The 13,138-nt window shown below is 75.0% G+C and carries 15 protein-coding genes; 9 read left to right on the top strand and 6 right to left on the bottom strand.

What is annotated here, in order from left to right:
* Nucleotides 1-13 precede the first annotated feature (13 nt).
* Nucleotides 14-1,282, bottom strand: a complete 1,269-nt coding sequence (sepH, locus tag HDG68_RS05210) for a septation protein SepH (RefSeq protein ID WP_172149927.1) — start codon at nt 1,280-1,282, stop codon at nt 14-16.
* Between the two features lie 140 nt (nt 1,283-1,422).
* On the opposite strand from sepH, the gene HDG68_RS05205 reads away from it, so the two are divergent.
* Nucleotides 1,423-2,268: an inositol monophosphatase family protein gene (locus HDG68_RS05205; RefSeq protein ID WP_172149926.1), complete on the top strand. Its 846-nt coding sequence runs from the start codon at nt 1,423-1,425 to the stop codon at nt 2,266-2,268.
* A gap of 259 nt (nt 2,269-2,527) precedes the next feature.
* Nucleotides 2,528-2,827: a DUF4193 domain-containing protein gene (locus tag HDG68_RS05200; RefSeq protein WP_172150359.1), complete on the top strand. Its 300-nt coding sequence runs from the start codon at nt 2,528-2,530 to the stop codon at nt 2,825-2,827.
* 129 nt (nt 2,828-2,956) lie between these two features.
* Here the strand turns inward: HDG68_RS05200 and HDG68_RS05195 are convergent, their stop codons facing one another.
* A complete protein-coding gene (locus HDG68_RS05195) occupies nt 2,957-3,454 on the bottom strand; it encodes a DUF3093 domain-containing protein (RefSeq protein ID WP_172149924.1) in 498 nt (165 codons plus the stop codon).
* 43 nt (nt 3,455-3,497) lie between these two features.
* Between HDG68_RS05195 and dut the strand changes: the two genes are divergently transcribed.
* The 4 genes from dut to HDG68_RS05175 all read left to right on the top strand — a co-directional run bounded on the left by dut (nt 3,498) and on the right by HDG68_RS05175 (nt 6,025).
* Nucleotides 3,498-3,983 carry a dUTP diphosphatase gene (gene dut / locus HDG68_RS05190; protein WP_172149922.1) on the top strand — a complete coding sequence of 162 codons (486 nt, stop codon included), beginning with the start codon at nt 3,498-3,500 and terminating at the stop codon, nt 3,981-3,983.
* A 91-nt stretch (nt 3,984-4,074) separates the two neighbouring features.
* A complete protein-coding gene (locus tag HDG68_RS05185; RefSeq protein ID WP_172149920.1) occupies nt 4,075-4,869 on the top strand; it encodes a DUF3710 domain-containing protein in 795 nt (264 codons plus the stop codon).
* 5 nt (nt 4,870-4,874) lie between these two features.
* The gene (locus HDG68_RS05180; RefSeq protein ID WP_172149918.1) at nt 4,875-5,243 is read left to right on the top strand and encodes an OB-fold nucleic acid binding domain-containing protein; all 369 of its coding nucleotides are present in this window, start codon (nt 4,875-4,877) and stop codon (nt 5,241-5,243) included.
* The gene (locus HDG68_RS05175; protein ID WP_246253566.1) at nt 5,243-6,025 is read left to right on the top strand and encodes a DUF3159 domain-containing protein; all 783 of its coding nucleotides are present in this window, start codon (nt 5,243-5,245) and stop codon (nt 6,023-6,025) included. Before HDG68_RS05180 ends, HDG68_RS05175 begins: the two co-directional genes overlap by 1 nt.
* Before the next feature lie 12 nt (nt 6,026-6,037).
* On the opposite strand, the gene HDG68_RS05170 is transcribed toward HDG68_RS05175, so the two are convergent.
* The gene (locus HDG68_RS05170; protein ID WP_172149916.1) at nt 6,038-6,712 is read right to left on the bottom strand and encodes a potassium channel family protein; all 675 of its coding nucleotides are present in this window, start codon (nt 6,710-6,712) and stop codon (nt 6,038-6,040) included.
* On the bottom strand, nt 6,712-7,368 hold the full coding sequence (locus HDG68_RS05165) for a potassium channel family protein (protein ID WP_172150357.1): 657 nt from the start codon (nt 7,366-7,368) through the stop codon (nt 6,712-6,714). The genes HDG68_RS05170 and HDG68_RS05165 overlap by 1 nt, the downstream gene beginning before the upstream one ends.
* Before the next feature lie 93 nt (nt 7,369-7,461).
* On the opposite strand from HDG68_RS05165, the gene HDG68_RS05160 reads away from it, so the two are divergent.
* Genes HDG68_RS05160 through HDG68_RS05150 form a run of 3 tightly spaced genes read left to right on the top strand, consistent with a single transcriptional unit; the run spans nt 7,462 to nt 11,240 of the window.
* Nucleotides 7,462-9,453: an amino acid permease gene (locus HDG68_RS05160; protein WP_172149914.1), complete on the top strand. Its 1,992-nt coding sequence runs from the start codon at nt 7,462-7,464 to the stop codon at nt 9,451-9,453.
* 28 nt (nt 9,454-9,481) lie between these two features.
* Nucleotides 9,482-10,774, top strand: a complete 1,293-nt coding sequence (locus HDG68_RS05155; RefSeq protein WP_172149912.1) for a TRAM domain-containing protein — start codon at nt 9,482-9,484, stop codon at nt 10,772-10,774.
* Between the two features lie 43 nt (nt 10,775-10,817).
* Nucleotides 10,818-11,240, top strand: coding sequence for a hypothetical protein (locus tag HDG68_RS05150; RefSeq protein WP_172149910.1), 423 nt, complete (start codon nt 10,818-10,820; stop codon nt 11,238-11,240).
* Between the two features lie 45 nt (nt 11,241-11,285).
* Here the strand turns inward: HDG68_RS05150 and HDG68_RS05145 are convergent, their stop codons facing one another.
* Nucleotides 11,286-11,975, bottom strand: coding sequence for a hypothetical protein (locus HDG68_RS05145; protein WP_172149909.1), 690 nt, complete (start codon nt 11,973-11,975; stop codon nt 11,286-11,288).
* 28 nt (nt 11,976-12,003) lie between these two features.
* Nucleotides 12,004-13,032, bottom strand: a complete 1,029-nt coding sequence (locus HDG68_RS05140; protein WP_172149908.1) for a M14 family zinc carboxypeptidase — start codon at nt 13,030-13,032, stop codon at nt 12,004-12,006.
* Nucleotides 13,033-13,138 lie beyond the last annotated feature (106 nt).

Here is a 13,138-nt window from a genome sequence, read left to right as displayed (position 1 = left end):
GTGCCCTGAGTCCTCAGGAGGACGGGCGTGCGCCGCCGAACACGATCTCGTCCCAGCTCGGCATCTGCGCCCGGCCCTTGCGCGCGTTGCGGCGCGCCGCCGGTCCCGGACGGGGCGCCGACCCGGCGGTCGGGACAGGCCCGGCGTCCGACGTCGGCGCGGCCTCGTCGGCGGCCCTGCCCTGCGTTGCCGGGACGGGACCGGGCGGGGTGCTCGGCGTGTCCGTCGCGTCCGTCGCGTCCGCGGCGGAGGACTCGGCGTCGGCGGCCACGGGTCGCGGAGCCTCGGGTCCGGAGACCTCAGGTGCGGCGGCCTTGCGGGCCGGCGCGTCGCTCGGCGACCCCTCGGCCTCCGCGACGTCCCCGCCGTCGGAGTCCTTCCCCCGGTGCGACGACACCTCCGCGGGCGCGTCCCCGGGGGAGCCCGCCGAGGCGTTCGCGTCAGGACCCGTCCGCTGGGCGTTGCGTCGGGCACCCAGGTCGACGACGCTCGCCCCGGTCGCCTCGGCGGGCGCGGGTACCGGCGGGGACTGCAGACCGAGCGGGAGCTCGTCGTCCTGCGGGCCGCGCTCCGGGCGGCTGCGCTGCGGGCGCTGTCCGCGCCGTCCCGCGAGGTCGTCCAGCAGGGCCGCGGTGGCGTCCTGCGCCGGGTGCGGCTCCGGCGCGGGCGCACGCCCGGACTCGAGCCGGGACGGCACGCCGAGGATCTCGGGGGAGACCGGGTCGTCCGGCTGGCCGAGCCAGCGCGCCTCGTCGTCCAGGGCGGTGACCACGCGACCCTTGGGGTCGAACGACCACTCGGCGTCGCGCTCGCGCCCCCCGGCCGAGAAGTGCACCGAGACGCGCCACGGCGCGTTGCCGTCGCGGCGCGCCGACCACGACGCCTCCTGCGCGTCGACCCCCCGGGCGGCCAGCCGTGCGTCCGCGAGCTCGCCGAGGGTCACCTCCTTCTCGGTGTCCACCCGGTGGTCACGCACGCGCGCGACCACGTGGTCCCGCTCCGCGGCCACGGGCCACTCGTAGCGGCGCACGTGCTCCAGGGGCAGCCCGGACTCGGCGGCGAGATCCTCGGCGGTGGCCCCGGCACGCAGCCGCGACTGGATCTCCCGGGGGCGCAGCGGTGCCTCGGCGGCGGCCTGCAGCGCCTCCGTGCGGGGTCGGTCGCGGCGGACCGCGGCACGCAGGGCCTCCGAGATCGCCAGGGTGTGCTCGACGCCGTCCGGGTCGCGCAGGACCAGGCGTTCGGCGTCCTCGTGCAACGTCACGAGCTCGAGCTCGGCCATGGTTCCTCCTCACGCCCGCCAGCGTGGCGGGCCCGCTCGTTCGAGGGTGCCACCCGGTCCGGGCGTCCCGCGGCAGGCGCGTCGGTGTGCCGTCGATCCCACAGGGCCCACGGGGGCCGCGAATCGGGCAGGATGGACACGTGAGCTCTGCAGCTGCCCTGCCCACCGAGTCCGAGATCACCGACCTGCGTGCCCAGGCACGCTCCCTGGCCGCCGAGGCGGGCGCCCTCGTCCGCGGCGGTCGCCCCGCCCGCGTGGAGGTCGCGGCGACCAAGTCCACCGCCGTCGACCCGGTCACCGACATGGACCGCGCGTCGGAGGACCTGCTGCGGCGGCGCCTCGCCGCGCGGCGCCCGCACGACGCGATCCTCGGCGAGGAGGGCGACGACGTGCCGGGCACCAGCGGGCTGACCTGGGTGCTCGACCCGATCGACGGCACCGTCAACTACCTGTACGGCGTCGCGTCCTACGCGGTGTCCGTCGCCGTCGTGGCCGGGGAGCCCGACCCGGCGCGCTGGACCGTGCTGGCCGGCGCCGTGCACTCCGTCGTGGACGGCGTGACCTGGACGGCGGCCCGCGGTCAGGGGGCGGACCGGGACGGCGAGCCGGTGCAGGTGCGCCGCGCGGACTCGTTGGCCACGAGCCTGGTCAGCACCGGTTTCGGCTACGACGCCGGGCGGCGTGCGCACCAGGCGCAGGTGCTGGCCGCGGTGCTGCCGCAGGTGCGCGACATCCGCCGGCTGGGTGCCGCCGCGATCGACCTGTGCCTCGTCGCCGAGGGCGCGCTCGACCTCTACTACGAGCGCGGGCTGAACCCGTGGGACGTCGCGGCCGGGGGACTGGTCGCCGTCGAGGCCGGTGCGGCGCTGACCGGGCTGCGCGGCGAGCCCGCCACCGGTCTGATGACCGTGGCCGGCTGCCCCGAGCGTCAGGCCGAGCTGGTCGGCCTGCTCGAGTCCGCCGGGGCCGACGGCGCCGAGGGCTGATCGCACCGGCTCGCCGTCTCGGTGTCGCCCCGGGCACCGGCCCGGGCGGTCGCGGCCGGGGTGCGGACCGGTTTGCGCACCGGACACCCGGGATCTACCGTTCGTGCAGGTCAGAGGGCATGTGACCGGCGCGACAGCGTGCCATGTCGCGAGCCCGTCGCGGATGGTGCACAATCCGTGGGCCGAGCGGGAACAAAACCCGGGCGAGGCGCATTATCAGCGCGTACCGACACCGAGATCACGGAGCGTGACACCACAGATGGCCACCGACTACGACGCACCCCGCAAGAACGACGAGGACAACGAGCAGGACTCCATCCAGGAGCTCCAGGCCCGTCGCTCCGACAAGTCCTCGGGGGTCGTCGACGAGGACGAGACGGAGGCGGCGGAAGGATTCGAGCTTCCGGGTGCCGACCTCTCCGGTGAGGAGCTCGCCGTGCGGGTCCTGCCGCGTCAGGCGGACGAGTTCACCTGCTCGAGCTGCTTCCTCGTGCACCACCGCAGCCAGCTGGCCTACGAGAAGAAGGGCCAGATGGTCTGCACCGAGTGCGCGGCCTGAGCCGAACGACGCCGCGCTCCCGTCGCACCGACCGGTAGACCGTCATGCCCCCGGGGCGTGGCGGTCTTCGTCGTCCCCGGGCCCGTCCGTGGCTGCTCCGACGGGACCGGCGGGCCCTTCCGGCGGGCCTCAGCGCCGCGCCGACTCCTCGTCGAGCGCCGCAGCCAGGTCGTCGGGTCGCCGGGTCGAGACGAGCCAGTAGGGGGTCGGGTCGGCCGGGTCGCGCAGGTCCACCCGCAACCCCGTCCGGGCCCAGCTGCGCAGGCACACGTACGCGCGGGCGTCCAGCTCCGGTCCCAGCGCGACCCGCATCTCCTCGGCGCTGAAGATCGGCGTCACCTCGCCGAGCACGTCCACCGGCACACGGGCGGGACCGGCCCGCAGCGCGCCGTCGCCGACCTCGATCACCGGGGCGGTCGCCACCAGGGTCGCGACCGTCGCCGCGGCGACCAGCACCCCGGCGCCCGGCGCGACGAGCGGCGCCAGGGGCAGCACGAGCACCGCGACCAGGATCCCGAGCCCCAGGGCGGTCACCCAGGCCCCGGGCCCGGGCAGGAGCCGCTCACGGTACAGGGGCGTCGCAGCGGGTCCGGTCGGGCTGCCCGGACGGGCGGGCGCGTCGTTCATGCCCCCATGATCGCAGGTCCGGAAGGTCCGATAGGCTGCCCGCGTGCCAGCCGAGACCACCCCTGCCGACACCGACGGGAGCACCGTCGACGTCCTCGTGACCCTGCTCGACGACGGCGTCGCCCCGCCGGCGTACGCGCACCCCGGTGACGCCGGGGCGGACCTGACCACCACCGAGGACGTCGAGCTCGGCCCGCTGCAGCGTGCCGTCGTCCCGACCGGCATCGCGATCGCGCTGCCCGACGGGTACGCGGCGTTCGTGCACCCGCGCTCCGGCCTGGCGGCCAAGCACGGCGTCACGGTCGTCAACGCCCCGGGCACCGTGGACGCCGGCTACCGCGGCGAGATCAAGGTCGTCCTCGCCAACACAGACCCGACCGCGACGGTGCGGCTCGAGCGCGGCGACCGGATCGCCCAGCTCGTGGTCCAGCGCGTCGAACGGGCGCGGTTCGTGACCGCGCAGAAGCTGCCCGGATCGCACCGCGGAGCGGGCGGTTTCGGTTCCAGCGGCGGCCACACCGGCGCCTGACCAGCACGTTCCCTCACGGTTCGCGGACCGGTCTACCCTGGAAGACGGCCGGCGGAGCGCCGTGCCGATCGACGAGACAAGGAGATCCCTGGTGGGTCTGTTCCGGCGCAAGACGTCGACCAACGCGACCGAGGCCGCCGAGGCGACCGAGCCCGCCTCGGCGGAGGCAGCGGCCACGGGACCGGACGAGTCGGCCGAGCCGGCCACCGAGCCGAAGGCGCGCGGTCCGTTCGACTCGTCGCAGGTCGACGCCATGGGACCCCGGGTGGACCTCGGCGCCATCTGGCTGCCCGTGCTGCCCGGTCTGCAGCTGCGCATGGAGGTCGACAAGAAGTCGCAGAAGGTGACCGGCGTCGCCGCCTCCCTCAAGGGGTCGGTGCTGCAGGTGCAGGCCTTCGCCGCACCGAAGTCCGAGGGCATCTGGGACGAGGTCCGCGGTGAGATCGCCGCGTCGCTCACCAAGCAGGGCGGCACGGTCGACGACGTCCCGGGCACGTTCGGGCGCGAGCTGCTGGCCCGCATCCCCGCCACGACGAAGGAAGGCGAGCCCGCCGTCCGCCCCGCGCGGTTCATCGGGTTCGACGGGCCCCGCTGGTTCCTGCGGGGCGTGCTGTCCGGACGCGCCGCCGTCGACGCCGAGGCCGCCAAGCCGCTCGAGTCCGTGTTCGCCAACGTGGTCGTGGTCCGCGACGGCAGCCCGCGCCCGCCGCGCGACCTGCTCGCCCTCACCCTGCCGCAGCAGGCGCAGAAGCCGGGCGCCGACGGTGCCGAGGGGGCCGAGGCCGCGGGGCCCGGGGAAGCCGCCGCCGGGCCCGAGGGCGCCACGCCGCGGACGCCGTCGTTCGACCCGCTCGAGCGCGGGCCCGAGATCACCGAGACCCGGTGACCGCCATGTCCCTGCGAACCCTGGTGCGCTCCGCGCTCGCCTCGACCGACACGGTCGCGGCCGACGAGGAACGCCACGCCACCGCCGCCGTCAGCGGCTGCACCCCCCTCGTCGACGTCCGCCACCGCGACCGCGTCGCCGCCACCGGCGTGCTGCGCTCCGTGGTGCTGCACCCCCGCCAGGAGGTGCCGACGGTCGAGGCCGAGCTGTTCGACGGGTCCGGCTCGATCGACCTCGTGTGGATGGGACGGCGTCAGATCGCCGGCATCCAGCCCGGACGCCGCCTGCGCGTCGAGGGGATGGTCGCCGACCGCGACGGCCGCCGCACCATGTTCAACCCGCGCTACGAGCTGCGCGCGCGGGCCGGCGAGTGATGGCGGAGGACCCCCTGGACGCCCGTCGGCACGAGCAGACGGCCGACGGCGAGCCCGCCGCCCGTGGGATGCGTGCGGTGACCGGAGAGACGTTCTCGTTCGCCGCCGCCGTGGGGGGAGTGCGGGGCGTCGTCGAGGCGATCCTGCCGGGCCTCGTCTTCGTCGTCGTGTTCGTGGTCACCGAGGACCTGACGTGGTCGCTGGTCTCGTCGTGCGCGGCCGCGCTGGTCGCCGTCGTCGCGCGGCTGGTGCAGCGCACCCCGGTCACGCAGGCGCTCGGCGGTGTGCTGGGCATCGCCGTCGGCGTCGTGTGGGCGTGGCGCACCGGTGCGGCCGAGGACTTCTACGCCGTGGGCCTGTGGACCAACGCCGCCTACCTGCTGGCGTTCCTCGTCTCGATCGCCGTGCGCTGGCCGCTGGTCGGGCTCTTCGTCGAGGCCGTCCGGACCGGGTTCTCCGACCTGTCCGGCGGGGCGCGCACCGAGGACGAGCGGGACGACGACGAGGCCTCCGCCGGCAGCGAGCCGAGCCCCTGGGCCGCGATGGTCGCCTGGCGCCAGGACCCCGACCTGGTGCGCCGCTACCTGATCGCGAGCTGGTTCTGGGTCGGTCTGTTCGCGATCCGCCTCGCGGTCAAGGTGCCGCTGTACCTCGCCGGTGACGTCGGCTGGCTCGGCACCATGCACCTCGTGCTCGGCGTGCCGCTGTGGGGCCTGGTGCTGTGGCTGACCTGGGTCGTGGTGCGCGGCGCCCACCGTCCGGAACCGGCCCCGACCGCCTGAGCGCCACGCTGCTCAGCCGAGCTCGGGACCGTCCGCGACGAGCTGCTGGAGCACCGCCGGGTCCGCCTCCTGACCGGTGACGAACATCAGCTCGTCGCCCGACTCGAGGGCGTCGTCGGACGTGGGGCTGAACGGCTGCGTCCCGCGCACCACGCAGGCCAGGACGGTGTCGGCCGGCCAGCGCACGTCGTTGACCCGCAGGCCCACCAGCGGCGACTCCTCGGGCAGCGTGACCTCGAAGATGTCCGCACCGGACTGGTGGAACGTGAAGATGCGCACCAGGTCGCCGACCGCGACGGCCTCCTCGACCATCGCCGTCATGATGCGCGGCGTCGAGACCGCGACGTCAACGCCCCACGAGTCGTCGAACATCCACTCGTTGCGCGGGTTGTTGACGCGCGCCACGGTGCGCGGCACGGCGAACTCGGTCTTGGCCAGCAGGGAGAACACCAGGTTGACCTTGTCGTCACCCGTGGCGCCCACCACCACGTCGGCCGAGCCCACGTCGGCGCCGTCGAGCGACGACGTCTCGCAGGCGTCGGCGAGCAGCCAGTCCGCCTCGGGGACCTGGGCGACGCGCATGGCGGTCGGGTTCTTGTCGACCAGGACCACCTCGTGGTCGTTGGCGAGCAGCTCGGAGGCGATGGACCGGCCCACGGAGCCCGCGCCGGCGATGACGACGCGCATCAGTCCTCCTCCTCCGGGCCGGGAGCATGGGTCAGCAGCCGTTCCACGCGCGGGGCGTCGTCGGCGTGCATGAGCACGTGCAGCACGTCGTTCTCCTGCAGGAGCGTGTCGGGTCCGGCGATGGTGCCCTCGGCGTAGCGGGTCAGGAACGCCACGCGGGCGCCGGTCGTGGCCTCGATGCGCCGCACCGACAGTCCGAGCCAGCCACGGTGGTAGTCGACCTCCGCCAGCCGCACCGAGCCCGAGGGGTCGCGGTACTCGTCGGTGGCGCCCAGCGGCAGCATGCGCCGCAGCACCTGGTCCGCCGTCCAGCGCACCGTCGCGACCGTCGGGATCCCGAGGCGCTGGTAGACCTCGGCGCGGTGCGGGTCGTAGATGCGCGCCACCACGTGCTCGACGCCGTACGTCTCACGTGCCACCCGGGCCGCGAGCACGTTGGAGTTGTCGCCGTCGGACACCGCCGCGAACCCGTAGGTGTCGTCGATGCCCGCCTGGGCGAGGGTCTCCCGGTCGAACCCGACCCCCGTCACCTTGTGCCCCGAGAAGTCCGGGGGGAGCCGGCGGAACGCGTCGGGGTTCTGGTCGATGACGGCGACCGAGTGGCCGTTCGCCTCGATCCGCTGGGCGAGCGTGGACCCGACGCGGCCACATCCCATGATCACGAAGTGCACAGCACGAAACGCTATACCCCCCACCGCGCCGACGCCGACCTGCGCTCCCGGCCCCGATCGGGCATAGCATGAGTCTCCGTGTCGGACATCGCGGACGCCGCCAAACGGCTGCTCCTAGGGCGCCCCCTGCGCAGCGAGAGCTCGCAGCGCTCCCTGCTGCCCAAGCGGGTGGCCCTGCCCGTGTTCGCCTCGGACGCGCTGTCGTCCATGGCGTACGCCCCGGACGAGATCCTGCTGATGCTCGCCCTGGCCGGGCTGACGGCCACGGTCATCTCGCCGTGGGTGGGCCTGGCCGTCGTCGTCGTCCTGCTCGTCGTGGTGGCCTCCTACCGCCAGATCGTGCGCGCCTACCCCTCCGGCGGCGGAGACTACGAGGTCGCCACCACCAACCTCGGCCCGACGGCGGGCATCGGCGTGGCCTCGGCGCTCCTGCTCGACTACGTGCTCACCGTCGCCGTGTCGCTGTCCGCCGGGGCCCAGTACCTCGTCGTGCTGCTGCCCTTCGCCGCCGGCTACGAGGAGCTGGTGGCCGTCGCCCTCGTCGTGGCCGTGACCGTGGTCAACCTGCGCGGCGTGCGGGAGTCGGCGTGGGTGTTCGTCGTGGTGATCTACTGCTTCATGGCGGCGCTCGGCGTGCTCGCCGTCGCCGGGGCGGTGCAGTACCTGGCCGGGGACCTGCCGCAGGCCGACAGCGCCGACCTCGACCTGGTGCCCGCGGCCGGGTTCGAGCAGGGTCTCGTGGGTGTGGCCGGAGCGTTCCTCGTGGCGCGCGCGTTCGCCTCCGGCGCCGTCGCGCTGACCGGCGTGGAGTCGATCACCAGCGAGGTGCCCTCGTTCCAGCGCCCCAAGCGCCGCAACGCGGCCGCCACCCTCGCGCTGCTCGGCGCGATCTCCGCCGCGATGCTCATGACCATCCTGTTCCTGGCCCACGCCACCGGGGTCAAGTTCGTCGAGGACCCGGCCACCCAGCTCACCCGCGACGGCGCACCCGTGGGGGAGGAGTACACCCAGCACCCCGTGCTCGCCCAGCTCGCCGAGACCGTGTTCGGCGGCGCCGGCATCGTCGCCGGCGTGCTGATCGCCGCCACCGCCCTGGTGCTGCTGCTGGCCGCCAACACCGCCTTCCACGGCTTCCCGGTGCTGGGCTCCCTGCTCGCCAAGGACGGCTACCTGCCGCGCCAGCTCCACACCCGCGGCGACCGGATGGCGTTCTCGAACGGCATCGTCACCCTCGCCGTCGCCGCCATCGTGCTGATCCTGGCCTTCGGCGCCGAGGTCACCGCCCTCATCCAGCTCTACATCGTGGGCGTGTTCGTCTCCTTCACGCTGTCCCAGCTCGGCATGCTGCGGCACTGGACCCGCGCGCTGCGCAAGGAACCCAACCCCCGCGAGCGCAACCGCATGAAGTGGTCCCGGGTCCTCAACGGGATCGGGTTCGCGCTCACCGCCGCCGTCCTCGTCATCGTGCTGGTCACCAAGTTCACCCACGGCGCCTGGATCACCCTGGTCGCGATGGGTTCGCTGTTCGTGCTGATGCGTGCCATCCACCGCCACTACTCGCGGGTGCGCGAGGAGCTCGCGCTCGGCGACGTCTCCGGCGCGCGCGCCCTGCCGAGCCGGGTGCACGCCGTCGTTCTGGTCTCCCGTGTGCACAAGCCGACGATGCGGGCGCTCGCGTACGCCCGGGCGTCGCGCCCGTCCAGCCTCGAGGCGGTGACCGTGGGCGTCGACGCCGACGAGATCGCCGACCTGCGCGCCCGGTGGGAGGAGCTCGAGCTGCCGATCGCGCTGCGGGTGCTCGACTCGCCGTACCGGGAGATCACCCGGCCCGTGCTGCAGTACGTGCGCTCGCTGCGCCGCGACTCCCCACGCGACCTGGTGGTGGTGTACATCCCCGAGTACGTCGTCGGGCACTGGTGGGAGCACCTGCTGCACAACCAGTCGGCGCTGCGGCTCAAGGGGCGGCTGCTGTTCACTCCCGGTGTCGTGGTGGCGTCGGTGCCGTGGCAGCTGTCGTCCTCGGCCGGGCAGACGGGGCTCGACGTCGACGGGCTGCCGGGCGGACGCTGAACCCCCGCGGACGGGGGACAATAGGGCCGTGCCCCGACCTCGCCGTTCCGCGCCGCGCCCTCGCCCCACCGATCCCGCCGTCGGCCTCGAGCTGGAGCTCGAGGTCGGTCCCGTCGCGCACGGCGGGCACTGCGTCGCCCGCCACGAGGGCCGGGTCGTGTTCGTGCGGCACACCCTGCCCGGCGAGCGGGTGCTGGCCCGCGTCACCGAGGGCGGGTCCAGGTTCTGGCGGGCCGACGCCGTCGCGGTGCGCGAGGCCTCGCCCGACCGGGTGGCGCCGGCGTGGCCGGCCGCCGGACCCGGCGGCGTGGGCGGTGCCGAGCTGTCGCACGTCGCGCTGGACGCCCAGCGCCGCTGGAAGGCCGACGTCGTCGCCGAGCAGCTGCAGCGGCTCGCCGGCCTGACCCTGCCGGTCACGGTCGAGTCGGCACCCGAGGACGACGAGCGCGGCGGGCTCGGCTACCGCACCCGCATCGAGCTGGTGACCGACGCCGAGGGCCGGGCCGGCATGCGCCGCTTCCGGTCCCACGACGTCGTCCCGCTGGACGCGATGCCCCTCGGCACCGACGACGTCGCGGCGCTGGCCGCCACCGAGGACGTGTTCGGCCGGCGCTGGCGTCCCGGTCAGCGGATCGACGTCGTCGCGCCGGCCGACGGCGGGCCCGGCATGGTCCTCGTCGACGGCGTCCCCTGGCGGCGCGGCCGACCCGACCAGCGGCCGAACGCCCGGCGCTCGGTCACCGAGTCGGTGCGCGCGGCGGGCCACGAGCACCGCTACCGCGTGGCCGCCGACGGGTTCTGGCAGGTGCACCGGGAGGCGCCGGCGATGCTCACCGAGGCCGTGCTGTCCGCGGCCGGCGACCTCGACGGCGCGCACGTCCTCGACCTGTACGCCGGGGCCGGGCTGTTCACCCTGCCGCTGGCGGCAGCGGTCGGGGATCGCGGCCGGGTCGTGTCCGTCGAGTCCGACGCCCGGGCCGTCAAGGACGCCCGGCGCAACGCCCACGACCGCCCCCGGGTCGAGCTGCACCAGGGTGCGGTGGACCGCGTGCTGCTCGACGGCGACGCGTCCGGGGACGGCGCCGGAGACGCCGACGTCGTCGTCCTCGACCCGCCGCGTGCCGGCGCGAGCCGTGCGGTCGTCGACGCGATCGCCGCCCGGGGGCCGCAGCGCGTCGTCTACGTGGCGTGCGACCCGGCCGCCCTGGCTCGCGACGTCGCCTACCTGGCCGGCCACGGGTACACCGTGGCGGGGCTGCGGGCGTTCGACCTCTTTCCCCACACCCACCACGTGGAGTGCGTCGCGGTCCTGGAGCGCTGACCGGCCACGGGCCGGGCGGCGTCGCCGGCGGTACCGTCGCCCCATGACCACAGGGGACGGGACCCGGCGCTGGCTGCCGATGCGGTTGGCGATCATCGCCCTGGTCGTCCTCGTGGCCCTGCTCGTGGCGATCCTCGCGCGTCCCGGGCAGCAGGAGCTGGTGCTCGAGACCTACCGGGGTCTGCCGGCCGCCGCCGAGGAGGACCCGGCCGCGGTGGACCTCGAGCCGGGCTGGGTGCTCGGCGAGGACGGGCGGCTCGCCGTGTACGCGGTGGGGAGCTCGACCTGCCCCTGGACACCCACGTCGGTGACGGCCGACGGCGACCGCGTGACGGTGGCGCTGGAGATCGTGGACGGTCCGCAGTGCACCGCCGACCTGGTCCCCACGACGCACGTCGTCGCGCTGCCGTCCGGCGTCGACCCGGACCGCGTCGAGGTGGACGTCAGGCTCGTCGACGCGGTCTGAACCGGCTCCGGGGCGGGTGCCGGACTCGCCGCGCGGGCGCGGGACTCAGACCCGCGCGAGCAGCCCCGTGAGCGCGGCCGCGACCCCCTCCGGGTCGACGAGCGGGTGCAGGTGGCCGCCCGGCAGGGTGTCGGTGGGCCAGCCCGCCTCGCGGGCGCGGCTCGTCTCCGCCGCGTACGTGTCGCCGAACGCGAGGTAGGCGAGGCGGCCCCGCTCCCATCCGGCCGGCACCTCCACGCTCGACCCGACGTAGGACACCGGCATCCGCGGCGCCTCGTCGACGAGCCGGTCGAACGTCTCGTCGTCCGGCACCAGCGGGCGCACCTGCTCGCGCGGCCACCACTGCGGCCAGGGCGGCAGCGTCCCGTCGGGACCGGCGAGACCCTGCAGCTCCGCACGCAGCGCGGGCGGGGTCAGGGGCGCCTCGCCGGAGGACGGCGGCAGCGCGGCGTCGACGAACACCGTCGCTGCCGGCGGGCCGGCGGCGGCGATCGCCGGCACGTACAGGCCGGCGTTCGAGTGGGGGACCAGCACGAGCGGTGCGTCGTCCGGCAGCGAGGCCTCGCACCGGTCGAGCACCTCGGCCGGCGACGTGCCGGAGGTGTCGGCGACGTGCGTCTGCCAGCCGTGCGTGCGCAGCCGCTCGGCCACGGGGTCCCAGAGGGAGGGACCGAGGAACGGGCTGGGCAGGAAGGTCACGATGGGCCGCTCGGAGACGGCTGCGGAGCTCGTCATGACCCCAGCCTGCCATCCGTCGCGGCGGTCAGCAGGTACCGCGGACGCGGTCGCCTCGCTCGGGCAGCAGGTCGGCGGCGGTCGGGTCGACCGCGTCGAACGACCCGTCCGCGAGCGACTCGGCCACGGCCTGCATGCTCACCAGGGCTTCGCGGACGAGCGCTCCGTGTCCCTTCTGGCCGACGTCCTGCTGGCCGCGCTGCTCCACCAGGACGGTCGGGTAGCCGTCCAGCGAGAGCCCGTTGCGCGCGGTCGTGGCCGTGTCGCTGCGCGGGTACAGCGTCACGGTCGCGTGCCCGTTGCCGGCGAGCGAGTCGCCGATGACGGTGACGGCGCGCCGTGCGTCGTCGGCCACTGCGGGTGCGACGTCCGGGTGGGTGCCCCACATCGTGGACATGGTCACCAGGTCGTCGCTGCCCTCGGCGGTGTAGCTGACCTGGTGGTGGAAGTCGAGCACGAGGTCCGGGTCGACCTCCTCGACCAGGGACTGGACCGCCACCGCCTCCGGCGCCAGGGACAGGTCGATGTCGGTGGGGCCGAACGTCCGGTTGAGGTCGATGTCGTTCGAGTTGCGCCGGGGGTCCAGGCCGTCGGCGAAGTCGCGGTCCTGGTACCTCTCCCAGCCGTCGGGGTTGATGCGCGGGACCGCGACGAGAGTGACGCCGTCGCGCAGCGCCTCGGCGGCGGGGGAGTTGCCGGCCGCCCGGCGCAGCAGGTCGAGGACCGCTTCGGTGCCGAGCGGCTCGTCACCGTGCACCTGGGTGAGGATCAGCAGCGTGCGGGGGCCGTCGCCCACGGTGACGGACTCCAGGGGTCGGCCCTCGACGGAGCGGCCGATCTCGGTGACCTCGACGGTGTCCGGGTGGTGCTCCGCGAGCTTGTCGAGCGTCGCGGCGAGCTCGGCGTTGCTGGTGAGGCCGCCGAGGTTGATCGGCTGGTTCTCGCACACCCACGGTCCGCCGGGGACCGGGTCGGCGCCGGCGGCGGGTGCGGCGACGGTGAGCGGCAGGACGAGTGCGGGCAGGGCGAGCGCGGCAGCGGCACGGGTGGTGCGCACGAGTTCCTCCTCGGGGCGGCGGTGGGCGCCCGGTCGGGCGCCCGAGAGACACGGTGGCACCCGACCTGCGACGTCGCGACCGGGCAGGCCGACGTCGGACGTGCTG

The sequence above is a fragment of the Isoptericola chiayiensis genome, assembly GCF_013149805.1.
Classification (GTDB): domain Bacteria; phylum Actinomycetota; class Actinomycetes; order Actinomycetales; family Cellulomonadaceae; genus Isoptericola; species Isoptericola chiayiensis.
This window is presented reverse-complemented; position numbering and strand designations above follow the sequence as displayed.